This window comes from Stenotrophomonas sp. STEN009, from assembly GCF_056760395.1.
Genome location: NZ_JBRRES010000001.1, coordinates 152041 through 177020, shown reverse-complemented (window position 1 = coordinate 177020; position 24980 = coordinate 152041). Strand labels below are relative to the sequence as shown.

Here is a 24980-nt window from a genome sequence, read left to right as displayed (position 1 = left end):
CGCCCGGGGGGGGGGGGCCCTGCCCCGGCGAGCGAAACGGGGTTGAGCGCTTCACCCGGCCATGACCCCACACCACCGGCACGGTATCCTGCACAACGGAATCGAGTTCTGAGGTAATCCATGGCGGGAGCCAAGCGCGGGTGTCTGTTCGTGGTAACGCTGCTGGTGGTGCTGGTCGCGGTCGTGGCCGGCGCGGGCGCGTGGTTCTTCTACAAGCAGACCCAGTTCGCCGATGCCCGGATCTCCCCCTCCGCAGAGACCGTGGTGATCGCCAGCGGCGATGGCCTGAACACCGTGCTGCGCAAGCTGCGCGAGGCAGGCGTGGACGAAGGCCAGGACGCACAGTGGCAGCTGCTGGCGCGCCAGCTCGACGCCGCCGGCAAGTTGAAGGTGGGTGAGTACGCGCTGGACAACCAGCTGACCCCGCGCGAGCTGCTGCTGCGCATGCGCGCCGGCAAGGTCCTGCAGCACCGCGTCACCATCATCGAAGGCTGGAACATCCGCCAGCTGCGCGCGGCGCTGAAGCGTGCCGATCCACTGCTGCACACCACCGATGATCTTGATGATGCGGCACTGATGCAGCGCCTGGGCTTCGGCGGCCAGCATCCGGAAGGCCGGTTCCTGCCGGAGACCTACATCTACCAGCGCGGTGACAGCGACGTGGATGTGCTCAAGCGTGCGCATGCGGCGATGGAAAAGGCGCTGGACGAGGCCTGGCAGAGCCGTGCACCGGACCTGCCGATCAACACGCCGTACGAGCTGCTGACGCTGGCATCGATCATCGAGAAGGAAACCGCGCTGGCCAGCGAGCGCCCGCAGATTGCCGGCGTGTTCATGCGCCGCCTGCAGATCGGCATGCGCCTGCAGACCGATCCCACCGTGATCTATGGCATCGGCGCGGCCTATGACGGCAACATCCGCCGCCGCGACCTGACCACCGATACGCCTTACAACACCTATACCCGTGCGGGCCTGACCCCGACCCCCATCGCCATGCCCAGCCGCGACGCGCTGATGGCCGCGGCACAGCCGGCAGCGGGGGATGCACTGTATTTCGTCGCCGTTGGCGATGGCAGTGGCGCGCACGTGTTCTCGTCCAGCCTGGACCAGCACAACGCTGCGGTAGCGCGCTACCTGCAGCAGCTGCGCCAGCAACGCACCCAGGAGACCCCGGCGCAATGAGTCCCGCGCTGCTACGCCACCCGCGTTTCGTCAGCCTGGAAGGAGGCGAAGGCGCCGGCAAGACCACTGCGATCAATGCCATCCGCGCGTGCCTGCGCCAGCATGGCCATGAGGTCGTGTTGACGCGTGAACCGGGCGGCACGCCGCTGGCCGAGCGCATCCGCAGCCTGATACTGAAGCCCGATGCCGAGATCGCCGCCGAGCCGCTCAGTGCCGAGGCCGAACTGCTGCTGGTGTTCGCCGCCCGCGCGCAGCACGTGCGGGAGGTGATCCAGCCGGCCCTGCAGCGCGGTGCCTACGTGCTGAGTGATCGCTTCACCGATTCCAGCTACGCCTATCAGGGAGGGGGCCGTGGCCTGGACCCGCAGTGGATTGCCGAGCTGGAGCGCCGTGCCGTTGGCCTGTTGCCGGGCCTGACCCTGCTGCTGGATGTGGACGTGGCGGTCGGTCGTGCGCGCGCCAATGGCCGCGACCTGTGGCCGGACCGCATCGAGAGCGAGCAGGACGATTTCTTCCAGCGCGTGCGTGAAGTGTTCCGCAGCCGCGCCCAGCAGGACCCACAGCGCTTCGCCGTGATCGACGCGGGCCAGGTGCAGGAACGCGTGGCCGCCGACGTGATCGCGCAGGTCGAGCGCTGGCTGCAGGAAGGAAAGGGCGCATGAGCACCTTCTCGCCTTGGCAGCAGCGCGCATTCGATCAGACCGTGGCCGCGCTCGACGCGGGCCGGCTGGGGCATGGCCTGTTGATCTGCGGCCCGGCCGGGCTGGGCAAGCGCGAGGTTGCACTGGCGCTGGCCGACCACGTGCTGGCGCAGGGCGATGCCGCGCACGCCACGCGCACCCGCCACCTGATCGCTGCCGGTACCCACCCGGACCTGCAGCTGGTGAGCTTCATTCCGAACAAGAGCGGCGACAAGCTGCGTACCGAGATCGTCATCGAGCAGGTGCGCGAGATCACCGACAAACTGGCATTGACCCCGCAGTACGGTGTGGCCCAGGTGGTGATCGTCGATCCGGCCGATGCGATCAACCGCTCCGCGGCCAATGCATTGCTCAAGACGCTGGAAGAGCCGCAGCCCGGCCGCTACCTGTGGCTGATCAGCAGCGACCCGGCACGCCTGCCGCAGACCATCCGCAGCCGGTGCCAGCGCCTGGAGTTCAAGCTGCCGCCGCACGAGGAAGCGCTGGCCTGGTTGCAGCAGCAGGGCCACAGCGACGCCTCCGCACGCGAAGCGCTGGACGCCGCGCGCGGCCATCCCGGCCAGGCCGACAACTGGCTGCGCGAGGACGGGCTGAGCCTGCGCCGTGAGGTGGCCCGCGACCTGGAGCAGCTGGCCACCGGCAGGACCGGCGCGGTGGAGCTGGCGCAGAAGTGGTGCGGTGATGACAACGCGGCGCTGCGCCTGCGCTTCGCCGCCGACCTGGCGCTGGCCCAGGCCAGCACGGACGCCTTGACCGCGCCGGAGCGATTGCACAAGCTGGCAGCCTGGTTCGACGCTGCCAACCGCACCCGCGACCTGCTGCGCACCACGGTGCGTGCAGACCTTGCGGTGGTCGAGTTGCTGCTGGCCTGGAACAAGGTGAACGAGCGGCCTGCCGCAAGGGGAAATCGATGAGTGCCAGCAACGCCCGCCAGGGCATCCTGTCCCTGGCCGTGAAGGACAAAGCCGCGCTGTACAGCGCGTACATGCCGTTCGTGAAGAATGGCGGCATCTTCGTGCCCACGCCCAAGCGCTACTTCCTCGGCGACGAGGTGTTCCTGCTGCTGACCCTGCCCGATTCCAGCGAGCGCCTGCCGGTGGCCGGCAAGGTGATCTGGGTGACCCCGGCAGGGGCGCAGGGCAACCGTACCGCGGGCATCGGCGTGCAGCTGGCCGACGGCGCCGAAGGCGAGGGCGTGCGCCACAAGATCGAGACCCAGCTGGCCGGCCTGACCAGCTCGGACAAGCCCACCCACACGATGTGAGGCAGCGCCGGGCCACGCCCGGCGGCACGCCTCGAAAACACCCGTGAAGACGAATGTGAAAACTGTTGACGGCCTCTGAAAAGTTCCTATAATGAGCGGCTCAGCAACACACCGGGCGGTTAGCTCAGCGGTAGAGCATTGCCTTCACACGGCAAGGGTCACAGGTTCGATCCCTGTACCGCCCACCATTTAAAATCAGTGTGTTACAAGAAAACCGGCGAAAGCCGGTTTTTTGTTCTCCTGCAACGCTCCTGCAAATCGCAATTCGCCGACTTCCCGGTGATTTACCGATTGAGCGATGCCCGCAACGCGCTGCTGCTGGTGGTGCGTACGCCCTGCGTCGTGACGGCTTCCAGCCGATCCAACCGATCCACCACTTGGGCGAGCAGAGCGTTGCTTTGCTGCACCGCCGCCGTGGTCGCGGCCTGCGCCTTGTTGTCCACCACCAGGTCGAACACAGCGCGCGCGAAGTTGTCCGGCAGCGCCTCGATGGTGTCGGCCAGCTCGCCCATGCCGACGCCGCCCTTGTCCAGGTCGCCCACCTTCATGCCGTCGATCAGGCCCGTCACCTGACCGTACAGGCTGTTGTAGTCTTGGCCGCTGGCGTAGAGGTTCCGACCGAAGCCGAGAGCCGCCTGCGCGGCTGCCTGCGCGGCGCTGGTGTCACCACCGGCTACCGCCCTCTGCAGCTCCTTCATCGCCTCGCCCAGCTTCTCCTGGTCCGTCAGCGGCGAAAGGTCACTGATCGACAGGCCGTACTGCATGGCCTTCTTGTCCTTGTCGATCTGCGCTTGCAGCTTGCCCATGTTGGTTGCGCGCAATGCCTCGATCTTGGCGAGATCCTCAGCGCGCGCACCCGATAGGCCCAGCGCCTTGGCGTAGTCGTTGGCCGACTTCACCTGCTGTCGGTACGTGCGCTCGATGGTCAGTGCCTGCTGCTGGTAGCCGGTCAGGTCGCCCGTGAGCAGTTGCGTGGACACGTCAGCCATCAAGGTCGAGTAGTTGCCGAGCAGGCCAGACACCTTGGTGATCTGGGTGGCCAGGTCCGTGCCGGCCACGCTGGCCAGGTCTTGGAAGTAGTCCACGGCCTTGTTCACCTTGTCGATCTCAATGCCGCTGAGGGCGCGGCCCAGCTCGTCGGCGTTGCCCACGGCCAGCGCGATCGATGCACTGAGCGCGTTGAACACGTCGGATGCTTCGAAGTAACCATCCAGTTGGCCACCGAACCCTGCCGCCTTCACCGCCTCGGTGAACAGTCGGTCCGTCATGTCGCCCAGGTAAGCGGCGAGCTGCTCCTTCGCCTCTGCCGAGTCGGCCGAGAGGGTCAGCTTGCCCAGGGACACCTTCACCCCCGCCAGCTGCTGCGAGAGGTCGATACCGAGTTGCTTGGCCAAGTCGGTGCTTGCGCCACGGACCTGCCGCGCAGCTATGTCGAACGTGCGGTCGATGTTCGGATCCAAGCCGGTGTATTGGGTCCACTTCTTGTCGCTGCGGAACAGGCCACCCTTTGCCTTGATATCGGCGTAGCTCTGGCCATCGAATCCGCCGAAGCCATAGCTGCCGGTGATGCCCTGGCCGGTGATCTTCGGCGCGCTGCGGCCGAACAGTTTGGCGTGGATGCTGGAGCCCGACAGGATGGATGCCGTCTTGTCGTTGAAGCCCAGCCCACGGAACCCCTTGTCAGCGAGGCCCACGGCGCCGGCCGTGGCAATCTTGCCCGCCCAGCTCTCGCCGTTGGCGATGTTCCAGCCTTGGTCGAACAGCTGTGCATTCTTCATCATGCCCGCCACGATCCAACCGATGATTGGCACCGCCGCGGCGGCGGAGCTCGCCGCACCCGCCCCGGCGCTGGCGCCGGCACTGCCGCCACCGATGAGCCCCGAGAAGCTGGAGCCGGTCATCCCGGCCATGCTGGTCACGTCCCCGAAGCCCGTAAGCGTCCCTGACGCTGCACCAGCGGAGCGCCCGAAGCCGAACAGGCCTTGACCCTTGGAAAGGAGCCCGGCGACCGTGCCGACGTTCTGACCGCCTGCAGCCGAGCCATTGCCGCCCAGCACGCCCATGAGGCTGTTGAGGTTCATTCCTCCGTTGCCGCTGCCGAACCCGTTGATGCTGTCCAAGATGCGGGTTTGAATAGGGACTACCAGCTTCTGCTCGAGCAGCTGGCGGGCAATGTCGCGCAGTGCCTGCTTGGCCACGTCCTTCATTCCATCCCACATGCCCGACCAATCCCGCAGGCCGCTGGCGGCGAATTCGGCCAACGCGTCGGCGGTGTCGCTGACCAGGTACGTGCCAACGTCCGCCCACTGCTGCAGGCTGTCCGCGTACTTGTCGGCTTCAATGCTCGCCTGCGCTGCTGCGCGTGCCTGCGCCATGAGCGATGAACTGAGGTCGGCGGTGATGCCTGCGCCGGCCGCGTTCGCCTCGTTGATGGCCTGTTGCATGTCGCGCTGGTTCTGCATCTCCCTGCGCGCGCGCTCGCGCGCCGGCCCGACCAAACGGAGCATGTCCAGCTCGCCGCTCATGGTGTCCAGCAGGGCCTGCGGTGCACGCTTCTGCTTGTCGAGCTCGGTGGTGGTCGCCGCAAGCGCAGCGGCAGATTCCTTCTCCAGGACGTTGAACGCAGCGCGCGTAATGTTGCCGGCGCTGAGCTCGGCATTGAGCTCGGCCAAGCGCTGTTTGTGCTTCTGCTCCGCCTCGGCCAGCGGCCCGGCCATCGTGGCGGCGGCCATGTCCGCCTCTTCGGTATACCGCCGCAGCAGCTCCGCCTGGCGGTCGAGGTTGGAACTGCTGGAGCTGGTGGACTTGCTGGCGCTGCCCAGCTTGGGCGGTTCGTAGGGCTTGGCCTGGCCAGGGATGCCGGCGGTGGTGTCCACGCTGGCACTCACGCCCCGGAAGGGGAACGCGGCAATCAGCGCGTCTACCTCGGCCAGCTCGCCCTGAACCTTCTTCTTCGCGTCGTCGCTGAAAATCCCCTTCCAGTTTTTCAGGCTGTTTCCGAGCGCGCCGCGCCGGGCCTGCAGGCTCTCCATCGAGTCGCCATTGCTGACAGGCATGAAGCCCTTGGACTTGAGCCACCCGGTGTAGCTGACCACCAACTGCCCGAAGCCGGCGGCGGCGTCCATCGCGGCCTGCCCAAACTGGATGACGCCATTGGTCGCTGTGTGCATCGCCTCCTGCGCCTTGGGGTCGTGCAAGAGGTTGTTGAGCTCGGTCAGGGTAGGGATGACGCCCTCGGCCACCTGGACCTTGACGCCCATGAAGGCAAGGTCCGCCTCTTGGGTGACGCGGCGCAGGTCGTTCATCGCCTTGGCCGTGTCGTTGCTGATGATGGCGCCTGCGGCCTCGGCCGCTTGGCCCCACTGCTTGAAGCCGGCGCTGCTGTTGCGGAGTAGCGGAATCAGCGCCGCCGAGTCGCTGGCGATGGCCTCCATGTAGAAGGTCAGCTCCGTCTGCGACAGGTTGGCTCGCTCCAGGCTCTTGAAGTACAGGCCGAGCGCGTCCGGGCCGGAGAGCTTGCGCATCTGCTCGGCGCTGACACCTGCGCCTTTGGCGATGTTGTTGAAGAAGTCGGCCATGGCGCCGCCGCCCGTCTGGACGTAATCGCCAATCTTGTCCTGCACGTCTTTCAGAATGTCGGCCAGCTTTTCGTGGCTGATGCCCACCGTTGCCGCTCCCGCCGCCATGCGCTGGAACTGCTGCGACGTGGTGCCCGACAGCTGTCCAAACCGCTCGTACTGCGTGGCCAGTTCGCCGACTTGGCGCGTCCACATGACAACTGCTGTCCCAGCGGCAGCGGCAGCGGTGCCCAGCGTGGTGCCCACTGCGGTGGCCAGGGTGGACATGGTGCGTTGGATCGCGGCGGAGCGCTGCGCGGCGACGTGCTCTGCCTTGGTCATCCCCCTTTCAAAGGAGCCGGACTTCATCAGCAAATCGACGGTGAGGGTATAGAGCGCCATCTTTGTTGGCTCCTGTTTTAGTTGAGGCGGCTGCCGCCAACGCCACCGAAGAACTCGCTGCCGCCGTCATCGTCGTCAGAACCGTGGTTCACCTTCGATTCGTCGGCAGGCGTGGCGCCGAGCTTGGAAAGCATGGCGCTGAGTGCGTGCGTTGCAGACACGCTGAGCTCTTCGCCGGCCTCCATCTTGGCCGCGAGAATGCAGACCTGGCGGAGCAGGATTCGGTGCGCAGCGTTGAGCCAGGGCATGTTGGCGACGCATTCGCGCCACACGGCCAGTTGCGGGCGGGTCATGCCCTTGTAGGGGGTGCCAACCGGGTTCGGGTTGGCCGGCGCGGTTCGGTTCTTGTAGCGCGCCGGGTCTTTGAGCGCGGCACCTGACACCAGCGCTTTTTTGGTGGGGGTTCTTGGCCTCGCCACGGTTCCTCCATGCCCCTGCGGGGTCGTATTTCCAATTGCGGACGCGCCAAGTTGGGGGGGCGGACGGTCTAGGCCGAGGCAGATCCGATAAATTTCCGCCCCCTACCTGAATGCGTTATGTTTTGTTCAGTTTCGGGTTGTCAGGTCACAGCGCGGGAATTCACCCGAAGGCGCCCGCAACGCGGGATTACGCGCTGCCCTGACTGCCGTGGTTCTTCGAGCGATCTGGACACTCACGGCTTGTCCGTCATCGCCTCAGCCGCCAGCCGGAGCTGGGATGAGGTCGACCTTGAGCATGCCCTTGCGATCCAGCACCAGCAGGCCGAGGCGCAGCTCTGCCAGGATGGTGATGAGGTTGCGCACCATCTGATCGTTCACCCAGCCGAAGGTGATCGACGGACGCTCACGCATCAGTACCTTGGTGACGTTGGTGTCCAGCACCAGCGCCTGGCCAACCGGCACAGCCATGGTCTGCACGGGCGTCAGGTTGTAGATCGGGCTGTTGGTCGGACGGCTCCAGCCACCTGCGACGTACTGGCCATCGGTGGCGCGCTCCGACGAGAAGTCGAAGTAGTCCAGCGGGTTCACGAACACGATGTTCGGCTGATAGCCCTGAGAGCTCAGCAGGGCACCGGCACGGCCGATGTGGTCCACCGCCTTACCGGTGCCACCGGCGAAGGTGGCCGCCTGCGTGAGCAAGCCCTTGATGTGGAACTGTGCGCCATCGCCCGACATGAGCTCAATGTCGCTCTTGCTGGTCAGCTTGTAGCGCAGCAGCAGCTGGATGGTTTCGGACAGGCCAGCCACGTCATCCATCACCTGCTTGGATACCTCGGTGTGCACCGCGATCGTTGCGATGCTGGCTTCGTCCCACTCGGCCTTGAACTTGGCCTCAGCCTTGCGGGTGCCTTCGCCTTCCTGGTAATCAGCGCCGCCTTCGGAGAAGTCCAGCAGGGGATAGCCCACCTTGTTGCTGGTGGTGTCACGCTGCGGCAGCACGTCCAGCACACGCAGGCGCTGCTGCACCGAGGTCTGGATCGGCATCACTTCCGTCTGGACGTCAAACCCCACCTGCGGCGTTTCGGGCGAGCCCTGGAGCGAGGTCAGGGCCTTGAGCCCGATATCCAGCTCGAGCTTGCCGCTGCTCTGCAACTTGCCGGCGCTGAACTGCTGGAACTGCTCATCCTTCAACGCCTTGGTGATCGCGTCGGACACCGATTCCTGCTTGCGGCGCGCGCCCGGCGCCAGCTTGACGCCCTTCTCTTCCATGCGCAGGACCTTGTCGGTCAGCTTGTCCAGCTCCTGGCTTTGTGCGTCGAGCTTGTCATCCACGGATTTCTGGAAGCCCTTGAGGGCTTCACTGTGGTCTTTCAGGGCCTTTTCGATTACGTCGGTCATGCGTTGTTCCTCAGTGAGCGGGTGATGGCGTCGAGCTGGCGTGCGAGCGTCTCAGCGCGCGCATCGTCGTCGTCGGTTGAGATGGCTGGCCACACGATGGCTGCCGACTTGCGGGCGAGACGGTTGGGCATGCCCACGTCCCGCAGGAGGTGTTCCAGCGCGCGTTCCGAATCCACCTGCGCCCAGCTCTTGACCGCATGGATGCGGCTACCAGCGTTCATCGGCTCGCGACAAAGGGAGATTTCAGGGATGGCGGTGATCTCGGTGAACACGCGGTTGCGGCCCGAGGTTTCGGCACTGCCGACGAACCCCATGCTCAGCGCGCCGAGGGAGCGATCGCTCAGCCGGTCGTAGGCTTTGCGCCCGATGGTCTGCGCCGTGTTGATCTGGCCCTCTACTTCCAGGCCACGGTCAGTCACGGCCATCACGTCGATCACGCCGGCCACCTGGTCGGGATCGTGTTCGATGCGGATCTCTGGACGGCTCTTGGCTGCATCGACAGCGCGCGCCAGTGCAGACGGCAAAATGAGATCGCCCTCGCGGTCAGGCGTATCCATGAAGGACCATGCCAGGCCAGCGAAGCGGCCTTGCCCGAGGGACTTTTCGATTACGAAGGAGGGGCTAACGATCACGCGCAGGAATCTCCGGTACAGGCTTGCCAAGTGAACTCATTGGCCGCTGCCGGATCGCTGATCGCGGAGTGTGCGGTGTCGGGATCGCGGATCGCCGACAACTGCAACGATACGCCATCCACGTCGCGGCTCAATGGGTTTCGTAACAACAGGCGATTGCGATACGCCTTCTGTCGACAGGCATCGCTGCAGTAGGTGCGTGGTCTGCCTGTCGGTGGATGTGTCATGGGCTTCCCGCACAGGGCGCATGCGGTGGTAGTGCACGTGGTGCACTGGTGAACGTGGTGCATCGGGTGCATCGGGCGCATGGGGTGCGCCCCGTTCCCTTTCGCTCGGTGGTGCGGTGAGGCGCAGAGCGGGTGAATCAACAGCGCAGGAGCAACAGCGCCAAGCGTCCGCTGCGCTACCGCTTGGTAGATATCTATAAGGGGGGCCCCTGAGGGGTGTAAAAAACTGGCGTTTGGCCTGTATTTGCACCCCTCACGGGTGTTTATCGTCCGGCTCATGCTGCTTTTGCACCCCTCAGGGGTGTTAGGTGGTCCCCTGAGGGGTGTTGAGATTGCGTTTCGGTTTGCACCCCTGAGGGGTGTTGAAGATGCGTTTTCCGCCAATCGTTGCGCGGTGGGCCTGCCGCGATCTCCAGGTTCTTGCCTGCGCATCGATCGATGCCTTCCCAAGTGATCGCGTACAGATGGCATTGCTTCTTGATGCCGTGCCGCGTCTGCACGATGAAACCGGCCTCCTCCAGCTGTGTGAGCAGTTCCTTGCTCTTGCTCGCTGCGCATACACCGGCCGCCTCCACCATCGACTTGGTGGCGCTCAGGTCGCCGTTGTTCCGCCCGTTGTACTGAGCAGCCAGGAACAGCAGCATCTTCATCGCCGCACCGCTGAGGGCGAAGAAGCCCGGCGACTGGATCATGGGATGCGGCAGCCGAACGAACGTGTCACCGGTTCGCCGGCCCTTGTGCTTGGGCCGGTTTCGTTCGGGTATCCGCGCGCCCACCCTCAGGCCTCCAGAGAGGAGTTCAGCGCGGTGGAGAACATGGTTTCGGCATCCCTAGCCAGCTGTAGGTATCCCTCAAACTCCTCCACGCGCGCCGCTGCAATCCGCTGCAGGCGGAACAGTTCCGACCGCCCGGCAGGATCTGCGGCCATGGCCCGAAGCTTGGCGGTGTCACAGGTGGCCAGCATGGTGCGCAGGAGCACCTCTGCATTTGGCCCCACGCGCAGCCGCGGTGTTACCGTCCTTCGCTTCTGTCGGCTCATCAGCGCACCCCGCAGATGTTGTGGGTGTTCGAGCGGATGACGGCGCAGGCATCCAGCGCAACCACCTGCAGGGTTCCCAGGGCGAGCATCAGCCCCTCACGGTCAACCTGCGACAGGCTGGCGTAGGGGATGCCCTGTTCCTTGCAGGCAGTGACGCCGCGCCAGTCCCGGTGAAGCATGCCGCTCAGCACCCCAATGGCCTGCAGCGCGCGGTCCACCTCGGCCATACGGCGGGTCACGGCGACCGGCAGGGGGTTCTCGCTCCACTCTTGATCCGACCAGTGTTCGGCCGTGTCAGAGTTTTCTGAATGCGTATCGCGGGGTTCCCCGATGGTTTCAGGGCGGGCATCGTGTACAGTGGTGTCCATGGTCAAGTCGTTCCTTGCAAGGGTTCGGGCGTGGCTTCTGCGGCTCAGCTGGGTGCGAACCAGCTGGGCCGTTTCTATTTCAGGCGGGTACTGCATCGGGCTTGCCCTCAAGGGAGGCCTTCTCCATGGCCTGCTGGTACTCCACCAAGGCGCTATAGCTACACAGACGGCGCTTGCCGTCCTTGTACGTGCGGAGCTTTCCGCTGTTGACCAGGGTGTAGAACCGAGATCGGGTTACGCCCAGCATCTCGGCGGCTTCTTCGGGGCTGTAGGCCAGCTTCTGCAACTGCTCGTTCATCTCTCGCTCCAGTGAGTCGTGTGAATTACGTGATTCGCGTAATTCGACCGCAGTGGAACACAGCTATACGCGAATTTCAAGACTCGCTAGAATCGGGTCGATGAACGCGCGCACCGAGACCAAGAGAGGGCGGAAGCCGAAGAGCCCAGCCGACAAGCCGGCACAACTCACTGTGCGGCTTGAGCCGGAGACGTTGTTCGGCCTTGAGGTCGTTGCCAGGGATCGGCGTACGTCGCTGAGCGGGGCAGCTGAATACCTGCTCTCACAGCAGTTGAAGAGCTACGAGCGCATTACCGGCAAGATTGATGAAACCCCACGGATGTTGGCCGAGATGCTCAAGGCCGTTCCGGTTCACGGGGTTTCGATGGATCTCCCTGAGGAAGAGCGGGTAGAGATGATCATCAGGATCTTGCTGAAGAGCGAAGCGGGCAGGGCGTTGTTTATGCCGGCAGCCCTGCAGGAGCCGTCTGAACGCTACTTTGAGCGACTCTTTTGGCTGCTGTCGAGGCGATCCGAAAGCCACCCAAAGCTGAAGAAGCTCTTCCCCAGCGCCATAGTGCAGCCAGAGTCTATGCAGTTGTTGTACGAAGCTGCCATCGCCTTCGAGAAAAAGGGATTCGAGTTGGAAGACGCAGCGGACCAGTATCTGCAGCTTGTGATCGATGTGAACCAGCGCCGGCAACACAACGATCGATAGGCGAACCTCACAATTGAGTTCTGCTACAGGAACTGCACCTGAGCCAGCTTGTCGCGCGCTGCGCCCTGCACCAGGTGGCCGTAGTGCTTCTCGATCATTGCCAGCGACGTGCCGGCCAGCTTCGCCACGGTCAGTAGGTCCATGCCGCCCACAATGGCGTCAGTGATCCAGCAATGACGCAACGTGTAGAGCGTCACGCCTGCAGGTAATCCAGCGCGCGCAGCGGCGTCGCGGACAGGCTCGCTCCATGCGTGTGCGGTCCAGGCCTTCTTTCCGTCCTGAGTGAACAGATGCGCCTTGGGCAGCTTTCCCTTGGCCAGGCGGTCGAACAGGACAGAGGCAGCGGGAGAGAGCGGAATCTTGCGGTCGTGGTCCTTACTGCGGAACCTCACGCTTGCCGTGCGGCCGTCATAGTCCGAGCGCAGGCACAGCGACGGGTCGCCCGGCCTGCAGCCCGTCAGGGCGACGCACTCGATCAGGTCGCGCACAGGGCCATCAGCGGCCTCCAACAGCGCGCGGCGCTGCGTCCGCTCCAGGTACAGCCCACGGCGCTGGCTGGCGTCCTTGAGCGGCTTCACGGCGTTCCATTCGAATGCGAGGTCGGGGGAGACCTTGCGGCGCGCCACAGCGTGGTTCAGGGCGGCCACCAGCGTCGTGCGAATGCGGTTGATGCTGGACCGCGCCAAGGGCTTCGGCACCGGTGGCCGGCCGCGCTTCACTGGCAGCGGCGGGAGGTCACCTTTCTCCACGCGATCGCGCCAGGCTTCGATGTGATCCTGGTGGAGATCCTTGAGGCGCACCTTGCCCAGCTTGTCGCCGTAGAGGCAGCGCTCAAACCGGCGCTTGGCGTCATCCGACGCAGTCTTGCGTCCGTCCTTCTCCAGCGCGGTCACGTAGTCGCGGCAGGCATCAGCCACGCTGAGTTCGCTCTTGGGCGTCACCACGGCCACCGGGGCGCCGTGCTTGTCGATCTCTGCGGAGAGTCGACGGGCGGCCTCGCGGGCGCCTTCCAGCGTCGTAGCGGGGTAGTTGGCGAAGGCCTTCTCCTGGCCACGGCCCCACACCATCGCCCACGACTTGGCACCAGCGGCGGACACACGCAGTACAAGGCCGGGAACCGTCGCGTCACGCAGGCGATAGGCCTTGCCCGTAGCCTTCGCTGCATCTACGGTTTTCCGCGTCAGCGCCTCTCTCGTTACCTTTGGCATCACCTTGCTCCTGCAAATCTCCTGCAAAAAGCAGTGTGCTGGCAATTCTATCGGGACGCAACCGTACGTGAAACCAAGGGGTTTTCTGTCGATGCCTTAAGGCGTATAGGTCTAGGACAACCTTCACACGGCAAGGGTCACAGGTTCGATCCCTGTACCGCCCACCATGTCGCAGAACGAAAAAAGCCTCCAGCAATGGGGGCTTTTTTGTTGTCTGATGATACGTGCCGGCGTCGCTGCTGCGGCTGCCATCAGCCGTGCTGGTCCAGCAGATCCCGCGCGATCATCGCCGTCGCATCCAACAGGTCGTGGCCGCTACCGGCCTGCACCACCACCGCCAACAGACCACGGCCCACCTCGGCATTGCCGCTGGTCAGTTCCATCTCGCCCTCAAAGCACAGATCAGCCAACCATTCGTGGGCCTGCTGCAGCCCACGCTTGCGGACGCGGCGGAACTCCGCGAACAGCTTCGCTTGGCCGGCCTCGTGTTCGCCCTCGGCCAGCAGGCCGATCGCACCGCCGTGCGCCGCGCGCCAGATGGCCGGCAGCGGGCGACCGTTTGCGTCCACCACGTCCTCCGAGAACTGGGCGCAGTACATTTCGTAGCGTTTGCCCGCCGTACTGCGAGGTACGATGCCGGCGTCGGCGAGCAGGCACTCGGCTTCATCCAGTTTTCTGAACTTCAACCGCAGCAGTGCAGGGCGGCTCAGCTGTTGGGCCAGCGCGTGCTGGTTGGCGGCAAACCATACGTTCCAACCCACGGTTGCGCGGCCTTCCAGTGCGGCCTTGAAGTAGTCCAGATGTTCGGCGTCCATTACGGCCTCCTGCGTTCCCTGCGCGATTGTAGCGGGAGGGCATCCGGGCCGGTCAGTCAGCGCCGGAGAGGCAATGATTCGCCTCGCGCACCAGCTGTCGTGCGGCCACGATCAGTCCGTCGGTGTGGAAAGCACCCAGCTGTTCGTCCGGGCCGCCTTCGTTGCGTGCATGGTCGGCGGCCTGCAGCAGATCGAGCAGTGCGGTAAGCCCAGACATCGAGCGGCGCAGCGAGGCGTGATTGCTGGCAACGAGGGTGAGGCTTTTGCACGGCTGTCCGTCATCGCCGTCGGCGCGGCTGATGGCATTGAGGTACGTGAAGAAGGCAGGCGACTGCACGGGCAGACTCTGTTCGTGCAAGGCGCACTCGATCTCGCGTGCGAGGTCCTCGGGCACGTCGGCGGCGATGTCGCCGATCAGGGCGTGCAGGCGGGGATGGACAGCGGTGCGGTTGGTCATGGCGAAACCCTCACTGGCGTGGGGCCACCTTCCGAGTGAAGGTGGCGGACGGTGCGGGTTGGCGTACCAAGGCAAACGAACTTCCACCGAGAGGAAGGCCTGGCGGATCTGTCGATCCCCACGCACCGGCCGCCATTGAAGGCAATCGGTGCATTCTCTCTGCTGAGGCGTGAACCGCAGCGGTGGAAGTTCGTTCGTTTATTCGAGACGCCAATCCCGGCCAAGGCAATCTGCCTCGGCGCGGCGATCATCCGGCTGCGCAATCACATCGGTCTGTAAGGAAAATTCTCTTTCATGCCAATGCGGAGGAGGGAGATCTCGATCTGTGCGACAGTGCACGGGCGCGCTGCGAGCAACGTCACTTCCGATGCGACGCGCTGCACGGGCTGTCGGTGCACTTCGCGACAACGCGGTACGCGCCGCGGGTTGTTTGCGTCACGCTGCGCACGATGCCCGGATCACTCGAGCAGCGTCGGGTCGGTGATATCCAGCAGCCCGGCATTCGCCATCCGCAGCTCAACCTGATGCACGCGCCTCAGATGTTCCGGGTTGCGCAGATCGAAGGGCTCGTCCAGCGCTACGATCATCGTTCCCTTGCCTTTCAGAACCTCCATGGACGCCGCTTCAGGAATGAACCTCTTCGGTACGAGGTGGGGGACAAAACCCATCCAGCCAAGCCAGCGTCGATGGGGAAACAGTTGATGGAAGTGTGCGTAGGTTTCATATCCCTCTCCGTCCGGGAGTGGGGACGTAACGTCTGTCGCAACGAACACGGCATCCAAACGGGTTGCAATGCTTCGGACGCAGGATCGAATGATTCCGGATGTGCCATCCGGACCAAACGCCTGGACGGGGGCGTTGATGCTCAGGGTAACCCTGCCGAACCACGGCCTGTAATCCAGCGTAGGACAGCCAGGTTGATCATGAGCTTTCTGGCTCAAGGCGGGAGTAATGGAAGCGCCGGCACCGCCTGAATTGGCCGCAGTTGGGTACTTTCTATGGTAGTAGGCGGCGTTCTCGGCGACTGCATCGATGAACCTTGCCTTGTCGCTTAGAGGTACCGGTCTGCCAGAGGAATCACGAAGCGCCCAGTTCTGGAAAAGGTGATGTATCTCGCCAAGCTCTTCGGTAAGTTGCAACAGTTGTCGATAGGCCGCTTCAGCACTCAGCACCTCCACCGGCACAGTTGTATCTATGAATGCGTTGTATATCTCGGTCATGGTGAGTATCTGCAGACTAAGGCAAGTGGGCCAAAGAGGCGTAGTGCGGCCATGTAGCACACTCGTTCGAGGAAGTGCCACTCCAGTTTTGAGGGTCGTCCGAAGCCGCTGATGACTCCATGCTGCGTACTTAACTGTCTTATCCAGGATTCCTCAATATTCTCCCTTCTCTTTCCAGACTTCAGCGCAGCCCACAAGCGTAATGTTCCCTTCTCGTCAAAGAACTGGGAGTAGTGGCCTTTCGCTTCAACGGCGGTACATGTTCTTCGCCAGAAGCCATCAAACCGGATACCTGCGCACTGCCACTCGGTTATGGTGATCTGATTCTTCTCGCGGAGGATAGCTGCGCGAGATCTGTCCAGTGCGGTGCCCCCATACGTGTAATCGAAGCTCTCCGGTCCGGCCAGGCGATTGGCGATTCGCAGCTGGTAGTCGTAGTCCCGGTACTGGGTCAGTGGAATCGTGTAGTTCGCGGGCACGAGGTAGCCTTGTGCCAGCTTGCAGGCGTTGCAGTCATTCTGGTTGCTCGTCTGCGAGCAATCTGTCTCGCTCGTCTGTACCCTGGGTTCGGTCTTCACTCCAGTTTCGACACCCGTCGCTTCCTTGATCTTCTGCCATATCTGGCCGAGCGTCGGGCCGCCTGCCGTGGTTCCTGGCATCTGGTCTGGGAACGGAACGGGAGCATCGCGAACCGGATCCCATGCCCCTGGCGACGTCACTGGGGGAGGGGGAATAGGGAATGGCACAGCACCCATTTTCTGGTCCTTTCAGTTCAGTCTGTGATGCGGGAAGAGGCCAGCAGTGCTAGAAGGTCCGCTGCCGTGGCATTGGGATGGGCGGTCTCGTTGAACCAGACCCGGGTGACTGCCTGGTCGCGCAACCCGCGGGCCCAGGCCACATCGGCTTTCACCCAGCGCACCAGCGTCGGTAGATGCGTGATGTGCAGGGATGTCATAGCGTGCCGGTAACTTGCACGGACATCCTCGACGAGTTCCTCGTCGCTTCGTTGGGCGGTCTCGACAGGAAAGTGTCTTCTGGTTTCGCGCGAAAGCGGGACGACGAACGTTGCTGGATCCGGGAGGCAAAGCCTCGCATACTGTTCAGCGCTGAGTGTCAGCATCGCATGCACCTGGCCTTTCGAGATCGGCTCGGACCAGAGTCCAGTCCTGACTGTTCAACGTGACCTGCCACTCCAGTACCGGACCGAGCAGGTCCAGCTGTTGTCGGGGAGTGAGGACATCGCAGTATCGGAGGAAGGCTCTGGGGTCGTAGTAGCGCATCAATGCCAACGACCCGTCCGGCAGCGAGATGTCCAGTTTCGTCTGCAGATGTTGAAACAATGGATCGAAGGCTGTCGCTGAAGCCAGTATCGTGACGCCCGAAGACTGACGACCGAGGCAGGTCAGCCAGTGATGTACAGGTCTCTGGATCGCTCCCCAAGGTAACTCGATCAGCCAGGGAGAAGCTTGGACGAGATCGCTCTCGGGCTGTCCTGTGAACAGCGAGCGGTGGAGCAGTGCGTCCTGCTGAGTGTAATGGCGGAGTTCGCCCTCTCGTTCAGGGGCGGCGGCGCAGTCCACCAAAGCGAATGCTGTCCACGCCATCACGAGCGCACCAGAAGCGGAGCGCCGCTGGTGCCTGCAGTGAGCAGGCACTCCAGGCAGATGGCCGCTCCGGGAGAGGAGTCTGTCGAGACATCAATCGTTGAGGGTGCGGCAGTACAAGGCCCTTCGCTGACGTACACCAGGCGCTGTTGGGTGGAAACAAGCTGGCAGCCGCATGCGAGACGGTGCCCGTGGAGCGCGACGGGGTGACCGTCGATGATAAGGGTGGGCTCGCCTTCGATGATCGGGAAGACCCCCTGATGCAGCGGGCAGGTGGCGCTGTCGCCTTCACGTGCGACGGCGCGGCCCTCGATGTCTGTGCAGGGTGAGCCGTTGATGACGCGTCCGCTGCTGCTGGTCGTGTCACCAACGACAATCCAGTGTCGTCTCACGTTGAGATATCGAACCTGTTGGTCGGTGCCCAGCCTGCAATCCGGCAACGACATCCATCAAGCATTTGCAGCCATCATGCTGTCACTTATGGCACTCCATGCAGCTGCTGATTGTGATCGCTTCTCCCGTTTCTGCTGGAGAAACAAGAGCTTTCCAGAAATTTGGGGTCGCGGGATTCAGCCAATGAGGGCAGGGACGTGGTCTGCGCGACGCTGCGTTGATGAGTTCAGAAACCTGCGAGAAGCGACATGCACCCTCGTAATCAGAGAACGAACGCGGAGCGGCAGGGAAGCTGAGAAGTGCGCCCTCCTGGGGGAAGAAATTGCAGGGCTCTAAACGGGACGCGCGTTCGCGCGACATTTCACACAGAAATCCAGCAGCCCGGCGCATCGTCTCCCAACCCTCCACCCGGGAGCCCCACCATGCCGCTCGCCCGCATCGATCTCCGCAAAGGCCAATCCGCCGACTACCTGCAGCGCGTCGGCGAGGCCATCTACCAGGCTATGCGCGCTGTCGGCGTGCCCGAGAACGACCGCTTCCAGATCTTCCAGGAGCACGACGCCGCCACCCTGGTCTACGACCCCAGCTACCTGGGTGTGCAGCGCTCCGACGATTTCATCTGCATCCAGATCACCTGGAACGAGGGCCGCACCCTGGAGCAGAAGAAGGCGCTGTACGCGGGCATCGCTGACGGCCTGCATGCGGCAGTGGGCATCCGCCGCGAGGACGTGTTCATCAATCTGGTGGAAGTGAAGAAGGAGAACTGGTCGTTCGGGCATGGCGTTGCCCAGTACGCGACGTGAGGCGCCTGCGTCACCCTGTCGCAGGGGCAAAACCCTGAACGTGGTCCAAGGTTGCGGCGCCGCGCCGTAGAATGCCCGGGTGCACCGCCCCCGATTCCACCGCCGGTTCCAGGCCCTGGCATGGCTCGCCCTGCTGCTGGTGCTGCTTGCCCCGCTGGTGAGCCGCTGGGTGGCGCATGGCCGCGTGGCAGCGGCGGCGCCGGTGGCGGCGATGGATCATTCGCTGCATGCGCAGCACACGATGGAAGGCCATCACGACCATCATGCGATGGCGACGCCGCACGATGAGGCCGCGAAGAATCCGCCCGCCGATCCACACGCCGACCATGAAATGGGCGTGGATTGCGATTACTGCCTGATCGCGGCGCGGCTGATCACCCTGCTGGTGGCGGCGTTCCTGCTGCTGGTGCCCTTGGCGCCGGTCTGCCGGGCGCGGCTGGGCGCTGTGCTGGCAGTGCCCGCGCGCCTGGCGGGAACCCTCGGGGCGCGGGGACCACCGGCGGCATTGGCGGGCTGAGCCGCGCACGCGGCCGTGCATTCCCTCTGATGGAAGCCGCCAGGCATGGCCTGGCGCTACCGCGTGCGCTTTCCTTCCTGCTGCCCCGCAGTGCGGGGTGGCATTGCATGCCGTGAAAAAATGAAAAGACATCCGAAGCGCGTTGCCCTGCGTTGGGCGACGCTGCCGGCGCTGTGCGCCTGCGCCCTGCCTGTTGCACCTGCCCGTGCCGAAGCGGCGGGCCCGACCACCCTGGACACCGTACGCGTAGTCGATACCCGGCACGGTGCGCTGTCGGCCACCCCCGGCGCAGGTTCCGCGCTGGGCCTGAACGTGCTGCAGACACCTGCGGCGCTCACTGTGATCGACCGCGACCAGCTGGAGCAGCGCGGTGACTCCAACCTCAACGATGCGATCAGCCGCGCGGGTGCGATCAGCGCGATGCCGCATCCGGGCAATGGCCTCAGCGCACTGTCCAGCCGGGGTTTCACCGATGGGGCGTCGGTGATGCGCCTGTACGACGGGCTGCGCCAGTACGGGGGCGTCGGCATCACGTTCCCGTTCGATACCTGGTCTATCGAGCGCATCGAAGTGCTGCGCGGGCCGGCCTCGGTGATCCACGGCGACGGTGCGATCGGCGGTGTGATCAACATCGTGCCGAAGAAGCCTTCGCGTGGGACCGTCGAGAACGAGATCAGTGTGACGGTGGGCAGCGAGGACATCGCGCGCCTGGGCTTCGGCAGCGGTGGCGCGCTGACGCCCGAGCTGGCCTACCGGCTGGATGTGAGCGGCAACTACAGCGGCGGCTGGGTGGACCGTGGTCGCAACAGTGACGCGACTTTCTCCGGGGCATTGCTGTGGCAGCCGCGTACCGACCTGCAGCTGACGCTCACCCATGGGCAGGGCTACCAGCAGCCGATGCGCTACTTCGGCACGCCGCTGCTGGATGGCCGACAGTGGGACGCACTGCGCCACCGCAACTACAACGTGGAAGACAGTGACATCCGATTCCGTGACCGCTGGACGCAGCTCGATGCGCTGTGGACGCCGAACGCGAAGGTGGAGTGGCGTACCCGCGTCTACCAGATCGACAGCCAGCGCGATTGGCGCAACGCCGAGGCCTATGTCTACAACCCACGCACCGGGCTGATCGATCGTTCCGGCAATACCCAGATCACCCATAACCAGGACCAGACCGGGCTGACCTCGACGCTGCGCGTGCCGGGTGAGGTGGGTGGTCTTGCCAACAGTTTCGCGCTGGGGATGGATGCCAACCGCGCGCACTTCAAGCACACCAACAACACCTATGCCGGCAGCTCCGGCCCGGTCGATCCGTTCCATCCGGTGCCGGGGCAGTTTGCCAGCGATGCGCCGAACCTGCCGCGCTACCGCAACAGTGCCGAGCAGTACGCTCTGTTCGTGGAAGACCGGCTGGCCCTGAACGAGCGCTGGTCGGTACTGGGCGGGCTACGCCACGACCGCGCGCGCATCGATCGTACCGATCTGATCAGCGGCCAGAAGGCATTCTCGAAGACCTACAGCAGCACCGGCTGGCGAGCAGGTACGGTATTCGCGCTGCAGCCGACGCTGAGCCTGTACGCGCAGTATTCGCAGGCGGCCGACCCGGTCAGCGGCCTGTTGATGATCAGCCCGGCCAACGGTGCCTTCGACCTGGCCAAGGGGCGTCAGGTCGAAGTCGGCCTGAAGCAGGCCTTCGACGGTGGCGAGTGGACGCTGGCGGCGTACCGGATCCGCAAGACCGGGCTGCTCAGCCGTGATCCGCTGCTGCCGGATCGTCGGGTGCAGGTGGGCGCGCAGACCTCGCGCGGAATCGAGGCGTCCTTGAACTGGAATTTCGCGCCGCAGTGGACGCTCGATGCCAACGCGACGGTACTGAAGGCCGAGTTCGAGGATTTCCTGGAAACCACCGGTTCGCCGGCCGTGCTGGTCTCGCGCGATGGCAACGTGCCGCCGAACGTGGCCGAGCGGTTGGCCAATGTGTGGCTGAGCTGGCAGTTCCTGCCGGACTGGACCGTGGCCGGCGGTGCGCGTTACGTCGGCAAGCGCTACGCCGACAACGCCAACACCCTGGAGCTGCCGGGCTACAGCACCACCGATCTGGCGCTGACCTGGCAGGCGGCACCGCGCACGCGGGTGAGCGCGCGCCTGTTCAACGTGTTCGACAAGGCGTACTACGCGACGGCGTATTACACCAGCACGCAGTGGCTGCTGGGTGCGGACCGCCGCGTCGAGTTCACGCTCGACCATCGCTTCTGAGGACGCACACCATGTCGCTGCGATCCACCGCCAAGCGCTGGACCTACTTGGTGCACCGCTGGCTGGGCATCGGCGGATGCCTGCTGATGCTGCTGTGGTTTGTCAGCGGCATGGTGCTGCTGTTCGTCGGCTACCCGAAGCTGACGCCCGGCGAGCGGCTGGCGGCGTTGCCGGTGCTGGGAGACGCGCATGGGCTGCTGGGACTGTCGGCGTTGCCAGCGGCCGTGCAGGCTGAGCCGGAAAGCGTGGCGCTGACCACGCTGCGCGGCGAGCCCGCCTATGTGGTGCGTAGTGGCAGCCACGTGGGAGCCTGGTCGGCGCGTACCGGGCAGGTCCTGATGCCGGTATCGGCACAGCGCGCCGAAGCTTCGGCGGCGCAGTTTGCCGGCGGCCCGGCATTCGTGGGTGCGATGCGCGTGGATGAGGACCGCTGGACGCATTCGCGTGCGCTGGATGCGCATCGGCCGCTGTACCGGGTCGAGGTGGGCGGTGCGCGGCCGGGTGACCTGTATGTGTCTTCGCGCACCGGCGAGGTGGTGCTGGATGCACCGCATGTGCAGCAGCGCTGGAACTATGTGGGCGCTTGGCTGCACTGGCTGTACTTCCTGCGCATGCAGTCGGTGGACCCGGTGTGGACGTGGGTGGTGATCGTGCTGTCAGCACTGTGCACGGTGGCGGCGGTGAGCGGCATCGTGGTGGGGGTGTGGCGCTGGCGCTTCGCTGGCCACTATCGTTCCGGTGCGAAGACGCCGTACGTCGAGCCGTGGATGCGCTGGCATCATCTGATCGGTCTGATGGCTGCCGCGTTCGTGTTCACCTGGATCTTCAGCGGGCTGATGTCGATGAATCCGCTGGGCGTGTTCAGCAGTACGCGCGCGGCGATCGACACGTCGCAGTATCGCGGCGGTGCGGTGGCAGTGAATGGCCCACTGGGCGAACCGGCAGCGCTGCTGGCTGCGGCCCATGGTGGGCTGTTCATGCCGGTGGAGATCCAGTGGCGGCGCATCGGCGGTGAGCTGTTCGCGCTGCTGCTGGACGGGCAGGGCGATACGCGCATCGTATCCGCAGACGAAGGGCATCTCCGGATGATGCAGCTGCTGCCGGTGGCATGGCTGCAGCAGAAGGCGCAGGCGATGTCTGCCGCGCCGATGCATCGGTTCGCGCTGCTGCATGCAGCGGATGCCTATTTCTATCCACGTGCGCCGGAGGCGATGAACGGCGCGGCGGTGCGCCGCTTCCCGGTGGCGGTGGCGGACTTCGGTGATGCCGAGGCGACGCGCGTCTACTTCGATCTGGCCAGCGGCGATCCACTGCTGACCCTGGGGCATCGTGAGCGCGTCGGGCGCTGGCTGTTCTACTTCCTGCACAGCTGGGACCTGCCGGCAATGCTGCGGCAGGAGACGGCCCGGCTGGGCGTGCTGCTGCTGTTGAGCACCGCCGGCACCGCGCTGTGCGGGACGGCTACGGTGATCGGTTATCGACGATTGCGGATGAAGGTCCGGCGTCGGCGCCGTTGATGCCGCGCGCTACACCCGCAGCCAGCGCGTGGACACCGCCACCAGCAGCAGCGCGATGGCCACACCGATGAATGCAGCGATCAGGCCGAAATGATTGGCGGCGAAGCCGATGAGTGCCGGGCCGGCGAGAATGCCGGCAAAGCCCAGCGTGGACACGGCGGTGATCGCCAGCGCGCCGGGCATGCGGGTCTGGTGGCCGGCCAGCGAGAACAGCGCCGGCGCGATGTTGGCGCAGCCGAGGCCGACCAGCACATAACCGGCCAGTGAGACCTGCCAGGGCGTGACAAGCGTCAGCACCAGCACGCCACTGGCCGCGAGCAGGCCACCGAACACGATGGCGCGTTCGCGTCCCACCCGCGCCACCAGTGCATCGCCGAGCAGGCGGGCCACGGTCATGGTCAGGGTGAAGATCACATAGCCGATGCCAGCCATGCGCGCATCGACGCTGCGCACGTCACTGAGAAAGACCGCGCTCCAGTCCAGCATCGCGCCTTCGCCGAGAAACGCGACGAAGGCCAGCACGCCGATGAACAGCACGATGCCATGCGGCATGGCCAGCATCGGCGTGTCCTGCGGCATGCGCTCGTGGTGCCAGTACGACGCCGACAGCAGCATCGCCAGCAGCACCACGCCCACGCCGATCAGCACCGACGCCAGCGGTGGCAGCTGCAGGGACAGCAGCACGGTCATCATCGCCGCGCCCAGGAAGCCGCCGATGCTGAAGAAGGCGTGGAAGCCGGACATCATCACACGCCGCGCTTCGCGCTCGACCACCACGGCCTGCACGTTCATCGTGCAGTCCATCGCGCCTACCGCGGCACCGAACACGAACAGCACCAGGCCCAGCAGCCACGCTGAACCGGCCAGGGTCAGGCCCGGCACGGTGAGGCAGATCAACAGCGTACTGGTCACCATCACCCGGCGGCAGCCCAGCCGCGCGGCCAGAACGCCCGCCACTGGCATCGCCAGCAGCGAACCGGCACCCAGGCAGAGCAGCACCAGGCCGAGCGTGGCGTCGTTGAGGTCCGCGCGTGCCTTGGCGAACGGTACCAGCGTCGCCCACAGTGCCGTGGCGAAACCGGGAATGAAGAATGCAGCGCGGGTCGCGTGCTGTTCGGCACGCGCGCGGTAGGCAACGGACATGGGCGGTTCGGTCAGGGCGGGGTGGGGTGCACCGCAATACAGGCAGCGAGGAAGCGGGCTGCCAGTGCGGGCGGGGCTGATGTGGTCAGCACCAGGTCGTCGATCTCGTCGAGGCCGGCGATCTGCCAGTGGCCACGGGCACCGAGTTTTTCGGTGGTGGCGGCGACAATGACGCGGCTGCTGCAGGCCACCATGGCGCGCTTCAAGGTGGCTTCTTCGGCATCCATCGCCCACACACCAGTGTCGCCGTCCACCGCGCACGGGCCGGGCAGGTACACGTCGGCGCGCAGGCGCTGCACCTGGGCCAGTGCTTCAGCACCGACCGCCCCGCCGCCGCTGGCCAGGCGGCCGCCGATCAGCTGCACGGAAGTGCCTTCATGCACGCTGGCGGCGGTGGCGATCTGCGGCGCGTTGGTAATCACCGTCAGTGCCAGTTCGGGCGGCAACTGCTGGGCGATGGCCAGGTTGGTCGAACCGGCATCGAGCAGCACCACCTGCCCAGGTTGCAGCAGGGCACAGACGCGCGCGGCCAGTTCGGCCTTGTCGCCACGATCGCGGGTCAGGCGCTCGCGCAGCGGGCGCTCCTTCGGCGGCGGCAGCACGGCGCCGCCGTACACGCGCTGGCACAGGCCTTGGGCGGCCAGTTCACGCAGGTCGCGGCGGATCGAATCTTCGGAAACCGCATAACGACGCGCCAGTTCCGCGGCGATCACGCGGCCCTGCTGGCGCAGTTCCTCGAGGATCTGCCGGGTACGTTCGGCGGGGAGGGGGCTGGAATCGGCGTTCATGGGATAAGTGTGCATATTTGTGCATGAACATGCAATAACGTGCATTCCGGGTCGACGCACGGGAGCCCCTTCTCC

Annotated in this window: 27 protein-coding genes and 1 tRNA gene; 10 read left to right on the top strand and 18 right to left on the bottom strand. The window is 64.9% G+C overall.

What is annotated here, in order from left to right; genetic code table 11:
* Positions 1-120 precede the first annotated feature (120 nt).
* The 5 genes from mltG (at position 121) to ACVOMM_RS00865 (ending at position 3335) form a co-directional block, all read left to right on the top strand.
* On the top strand, positions 121-1182 hold the full coding sequence (gene mltG / locus ACVOMM_RS00885; RefSeq protein ID WP_164152176.1) for an endolytic transglycosylase MltG: 1062 nt from the start codon (positions 121-123) through the stop codon (positions 1180-1182).
* Positions 1179-1844 carry a dTMP kinase gene (tmk, locus tag ACVOMM_RS00880; RefSeq protein WP_065182455.1) on the top strand — a complete coding sequence of 222 codons (666 nt, stop codon included), beginning with the start codon at positions 1179-1181 and terminating at the stop codon, positions 1842-1844. The genes mltG and tmk overlap by 4 nt, the downstream gene beginning before the upstream one ends.
* On the top strand, positions 1841-2797 hold the full coding sequence (locus ACVOMM_RS00875; RefSeq protein WP_111187151.1) for a DNA polymerase III subunit delta': 957 nt from the start codon (positions 1841-1843) through the stop codon (positions 2795-2797). Before tmk ends, ACVOMM_RS00875 begins: the two co-directional genes overlap by 4 nt.
* A complete protein-coding gene (locus ACVOMM_RS00870; protein ID WP_053520428.1) occupies positions 2794-3147 on the top strand; it encodes a PilZ domain-containing protein in 354 nt (117 codons plus the stop codon). Before ACVOMM_RS00875 ends, ACVOMM_RS00870 begins: the two co-directional genes overlap by 4 nt.
* 113 nt (positions 3148-3260) lie before the next feature.
* Positions 3261-3335: transfer RNA gene (locus ACVOMM_RS00865), tRNA-Val, on the top strand.
* Between the two features lie 96 nt (positions 3336-3431).
* Here ACVOMM_RS00865 and ACVOMM_RS00860 read toward each other — a convergent pair.
* From ACVOMM_RS00860 to ACVOMM_RS00825, 8 genes are all read right to left on the bottom strand, one after another.
* Positions 3432-7106 (bottom strand): phage tail protein, encoded by a 3675-nt coding sequence (locus ACVOMM_RS00860; protein ID WP_481525759.1) that lies wholly within the window; start codon positions 7104-7106, stop codon positions 3432-3434.
* Between the two features lie 17 nt (positions 7107-7123).
* Complete coding sequence (locus ACVOMM_RS00855) at positions 7124-7489, bottom strand: hypothetical protein (protein ID WP_481525758.1); 366 nt, start codon at positions 7487-7489, stop codon at positions 7124-7126.
* 291 nt (positions 7490-7780) lie between these two features.
* The gene (locus ACVOMM_RS00850) at positions 7781-8923 is read right to left on the bottom strand and encodes a phage major capsid family protein (RefSeq protein WP_481525757.1); all 1143 of its coding nucleotides are present in this window, start codon (positions 8921-8923) and stop codon (positions 7781-7783) included.
* Positions 8920-9585: an HK97 family phage prohead protease gene (locus ACVOMM_RS00845; protein WP_481525756.1), complete on the bottom strand. Its 666-nt coding sequence runs from the start codon at positions 9583-9585 to the stop codon at positions 8920-8922. The genes ACVOMM_RS00850 and ACVOMM_RS00845 overlap by 4 nt, the downstream gene beginning before the upstream one ends.
* Before the next feature lie 472 nt (positions 9586-10057).
* A complete protein-coding gene (locus ACVOMM_RS00840; RefSeq protein WP_478031649.1) occupies positions 10058-10474 on the bottom strand; it encodes a hypothetical protein in 417 nt (138 codons plus the stop codon).
* 86 nt (positions 10475-10560) lie between these two features.
* Positions 10561-10821, bottom strand: coding sequence for a hypothetical protein (locus ACVOMM_RS00835; protein ID WP_481525755.1), 261 nt, complete (start codon positions 10819-10821; stop codon positions 10561-10563).
* Positions 10821-11189, bottom strand: a complete 369-nt coding sequence (locus ACVOMM_RS00830) for a hypothetical protein (RefSeq protein WP_481525754.1) — start codon at positions 11187-11189, stop codon at positions 10821-10823. Before ACVOMM_RS00830 ends, ACVOMM_RS00835 begins: the two co-directional genes overlap by 1 nt.
* Positions 11190-11268: 79 nt before the next feature.
* Positions 11269-11487 carry a helix-turn-helix domain-containing protein gene (locus ACVOMM_RS00825; protein ID WP_481525753.1) on the bottom strand — a complete coding sequence of 73 codons (219 nt, stop codon included), beginning with the start codon at positions 11485-11487 and terminating at the stop codon, positions 11269-11271.
* Positions 11488-11587: 100 nt separating this feature from the next.
* Here ACVOMM_RS00825 and ACVOMM_RS00820 point away from each other — a divergent pair, with 100 nt between their 5' ends.
* Positions 11588-12184, top strand: a complete 597-nt coding sequence (locus ACVOMM_RS00820) for a hypothetical protein (RefSeq protein ID WP_481525752.1) — start codon at positions 11588-11590, stop codon at positions 12182-12184.
* A gap of 23 nt (positions 12185-12207) precedes the next feature.
* On the opposite strand, the gene ACVOMM_RS00815 is transcribed toward ACVOMM_RS00820, so the two are convergent.
* The 8 genes from ACVOMM_RS00815 to ACVOMM_RS00780 all read right to left on the bottom strand — a co-directional run bounded on the left by ACVOMM_RS00815 (position 12208) and on the right by ACVOMM_RS00780 (position 17934).
* A complete protein-coding gene (locus ACVOMM_RS00815; RefSeq protein ID WP_481525751.1) occupies positions 12208-13392 on the bottom strand; it encodes an integrase arm-type DNA-binding domain-containing protein in 1185 nt (394 codons plus the stop codon).
* Between the two features lie 251 nt (positions 13393-13643).
* Positions 13644-14207, bottom strand: coding sequence for a hypothetical protein (locus tag ACVOMM_RS00810; protein WP_180875350.1), 564 nt, complete (start codon positions 14205-14207; stop codon positions 13644-13646).
* Positions 14208-14259: 52 nt separating this feature from the next.
* Complete coding sequence (locus tag ACVOMM_RS00805; RefSeq protein ID WP_346480355.1) at positions 14260-14664, bottom strand: hypothetical protein; 405 nt, start codon at positions 14662-14664, stop codon at positions 14260-14262.
* Positions 14665-15122: 458 nt separating this feature from the next.
* Complete coding sequence (locus ACVOMM_RS00800) at positions 15123-15884, bottom strand: Imm52 family immunity protein (RefSeq protein ID WP_481525750.1); 762 nt, start codon at positions 15882-15884, stop codon at positions 15123-15125.
* A complete protein-coding gene (locus tag ACVOMM_RS00795) occupies positions 15881-16543 on the bottom strand; it encodes a Tox-REase-5 domain-containing protein (protein WP_481525749.1) in 663 nt (220 codons plus the stop codon). The genes ACVOMM_RS00800 and ACVOMM_RS00795 overlap by 4 nt, the downstream gene beginning before the upstream one ends.
* A gap of 113 nt (positions 16544-16656) precedes the next feature.
* Positions 16657-17004, bottom strand: coding sequence for a hypothetical protein (locus ACVOMM_RS00790; protein WP_111187168.1), 348 nt, complete (start codon positions 17002-17004; stop codon positions 16657-16659).
* The gene (locus ACVOMM_RS00785; RefSeq protein ID WP_128989785.1) at positions 16985-17488 is read right to left on the bottom strand and encodes a DUF4123 domain-containing protein; all 504 of its coding nucleotides are present in this window, start codon (positions 17486-17488) and stop codon (positions 16985-16987) included. The genes ACVOMM_RS00790 and ACVOMM_RS00785 overlap by 20 nt, the downstream gene beginning before the upstream one ends.
* A complete protein-coding gene (locus ACVOMM_RS00780; protein ID WP_262100171.1) occupies positions 17488-17934 on the bottom strand; it encodes a PAAR domain-containing protein in 447 nt (148 codons plus the stop codon). Before ACVOMM_RS00780 ends, ACVOMM_RS00785 begins: the two co-directional genes overlap by 1 nt.
* Before the next feature lie 369 nt (positions 17935-18303).
* Between ACVOMM_RS00780 and ACVOMM_RS00775 the strand changes: the two genes are divergently transcribed.
* The 4 genes from ACVOMM_RS00775 (at position 18304) to ACVOMM_RS00760 (ending at position 22974) form a co-directional block, all read left to right on the top strand.
* Positions 18304-18684: a tautomerase family protein gene (locus tag ACVOMM_RS00775; RefSeq protein WP_053519221.1), complete on the top strand. Its 381-nt coding sequence runs from the start codon at positions 18304-18306 to the stop codon at positions 18682-18684.
* Between the two features lie 130 nt (positions 18685-18814).
* Positions 18815-19201 (top strand): DUF2946 family protein, encoded by a 387-nt coding sequence (locus ACVOMM_RS00770; protein WP_065182485.1) that lies wholly within the window; start codon positions 18815-18817, stop codon positions 19199-19201.
* 120 nt (positions 19202-19321) lie between these two features.
* The gene (locus ACVOMM_RS00765) at positions 19322-21457 is read left to right on the top strand and encodes a TonB-dependent receptor (RefSeq protein ID WP_481525748.1); all 2136 of its coding nucleotides are present in this window, start codon (positions 19322-19324) and stop codon (positions 21455-21457) included.
* An 11-nt stretch (positions 21458-21468) separates the two neighbouring features.
* Positions 21469-22974, top strand: a complete 1506-nt coding sequence (locus ACVOMM_RS00760) for a PepSY domain-containing protein (protein WP_481525747.1) — start codon at positions 21469-21471, stop codon at positions 22972-22974.
* Between the two features lie 9 nt (positions 22975-22983).
* On the opposite strand, the gene ACVOMM_RS00755 is transcribed toward ACVOMM_RS00760, so the two are convergent.
* Both ACVOMM_RS00755 and ACVOMM_RS00750 read right to left on the bottom strand, forming a co-directional pair.
* Positions 22984-24117 carry an MFS transporter gene (locus tag ACVOMM_RS00755; protein ID WP_322522878.1) on the bottom strand — a complete coding sequence of 378 codons (1134 nt, stop codon included), beginning with the start codon at positions 24115-24117 and terminating at the stop codon, positions 22984-22986.
* Positions 24118-24128: 11 nt separating this feature from the next.
* The gene (locus ACVOMM_RS00750; RefSeq protein WP_322522877.1) at positions 24129-24905 is read right to left on the bottom strand and encodes a DeoR/GlpR family DNA-binding transcription regulator; all 777 of its coding nucleotides are present in this window, start codon (positions 24903-24905) and stop codon (positions 24129-24131) included.
* Positions 24906-24980 lie beyond the last annotated feature (75 nt).

Excerpts from the sequence above, each read along its gene's own strand:
- mltG (WP_164152176.1), top strand. The coding sequence starts at position 121 with ATGGCGGGAGCCAAGCGCGGGTGTCTGTTCGTGGTAACGCTGCTGGTG.
- tmk (WP_065182455.1), top strand. The coding sequence starts at position 1,179 with ATGAGTCCCGCGCTGCTACGCCACCCGCGTTTCGTCAGCCTGGAAGGA.
- ACVOMM_RS00875 (WP_111187151.1), top strand. The coding sequence starts at position 1,841 with ATGAGCACCTTCTCGCCTTGGCAGCAGCGCGCATTCGATCAGACCGTG.
- ACVOMM_RS00870 (WP_053520428.1), top strand. The coding sequence starts at position 2,794 with ATGAGTGCCAGCAACGCCCGCCAGGGCATCCTGTCCCTGGCCGTGAAG.
- ACVOMM_RS00860 (WP_481525759.1), bottom strand. The coding sequence starts at position 7,106 with ATGGCGCTCTATACCCTCACCGTCGATTTGCTGATGAAGTCCGGCTCC.
- ACVOMM_RS00850 (WP_481525757.1), bottom strand. The coding sequence starts at position 8,923 with ATGACCGACGTAATCGAAAAGGCCCTGAAAGACCACAGTGAAGCCCTC.
- ACVOMM_RS00840 (WP_478031649.1), bottom strand. The coding sequence starts at position 10,474 with ATGATCCAGTCGCCGGGCTTCTTCGCCCTCAGCGGTGCGGCGATGAAG.
- ACVOMM_RS00835 (WP_481525755.1), bottom strand. The coding sequence starts at position 10,821 with ATGAGCCGACAGAAGCGAAGGACGGTAACACCGCGGCTGCGCGTGGGG.
- ACVOMM_RS00830 (WP_481525754.1), bottom strand. The coding sequence starts at position 11,189 with ATGGACACCACTGTACACGATGCCCGCCCTGAAACCATCGGGGAACCC.
- ACVOMM_RS00825 (WP_481525753.1), bottom strand. The coding sequence starts at position 11,487 with ATGAACGAGCAGTTGCAGAAGCTGGCCTACAGCCCCGAAGAAGCCGCC.
- ACVOMM_RS00820 (WP_481525752.1), top strand. The coding sequence starts at position 11,588 with ATGAACGCGCGCACCGAGACCAAGAGAGGGCGGAAGCCGAAGAGCCCA.
- ACVOMM_RS00815 (WP_481525751.1), bottom strand. The coding sequence starts at position 13,392 with ATGCCAAAGGTAACGAGAGAGGCGCTGACGCGGAAAACCGTAGATGCA.
- ACVOMM_RS00810 (WP_180875350.1), bottom strand. The coding sequence starts at position 14,207 with ATGGACGCCGAACATCTGGACTACTTCAAGGCCGCACTGGAAGGCCGC.
- ACVOMM_RS00805 (WP_346480355.1), bottom strand. The coding sequence starts at position 14,664 with ATGACCAACCGCACCGCTGTCCATCCCCGCCTGCACGCCCTGATCGGC.
- ACVOMM_RS00800 (WP_481525750.1), bottom strand. The coding sequence starts at position 15,884 with ATGACCGAGATATACAACGCATTCATAGATACAACTGTGCCGGTGGAG.
- ACVOMM_RS00795 (WP_481525749.1), bottom strand. The coding sequence starts at position 16,543 with ATGCCAGGAACCACGGCAGGCGGCCCGACGCTCGGCCAGATATGGCAG.
- ACVOMM_RS00790 (WP_111187168.1), bottom strand. The coding sequence starts at position 17,004 with ATGCTGACACTCAGCGCTGAACAGTATGCGAGGCTTTGCCTCCCGGAT.
- ACVOMM_RS00785 (WP_128989785.1), bottom strand. The coding sequence starts at position 17,488 with ATGGCGTGGACAGCATTCGCTTTGGTGGACTGCGCCGCCGCCCCTGAA.
- ACVOMM_RS00780 (WP_262100171.1), bottom strand. The coding sequence starts at position 17,934 with ATGTCGTTGCCGGATTGCAGGCTGGGCACCGACCAACAGGTTCGATAT.
- ACVOMM_RS00775 (WP_053519221.1), top strand. The coding sequence starts at position 18,304 with ATGCCGCTCGCCCGCATCGATCTCCGCAAAGGCCAATCCGCCGACTAC.
- ACVOMM_RS00765 (WP_481525748.1), top strand. The coding sequence starts at position 19,322 with ATGAAAAGACATCCGAAGCGCGTTGCCCTGCGTTGGGCGACGCTGCCG.
- ACVOMM_RS00760 (WP_481525747.1), top strand. The coding sequence starts at position 21,469 with ATGTCGCTGCGATCCACCGCCAAGCGCTGGACCTACTTGGTGCACCGC.
- ACVOMM_RS00755 (WP_322522878.1), bottom strand. The coding sequence starts at position 24,117 with ATGTCCGTTGCCTACCGCGCGCGTGCCGAACAGCACGCGACCCGCGCT.
- ACVOMM_RS00750 (WP_322522877.1), bottom strand. The coding sequence starts at position 24,905 with ATGAACGCCGATTCCAGCCCCCTCCCCGCCGAACGTACCCGGCAGATC.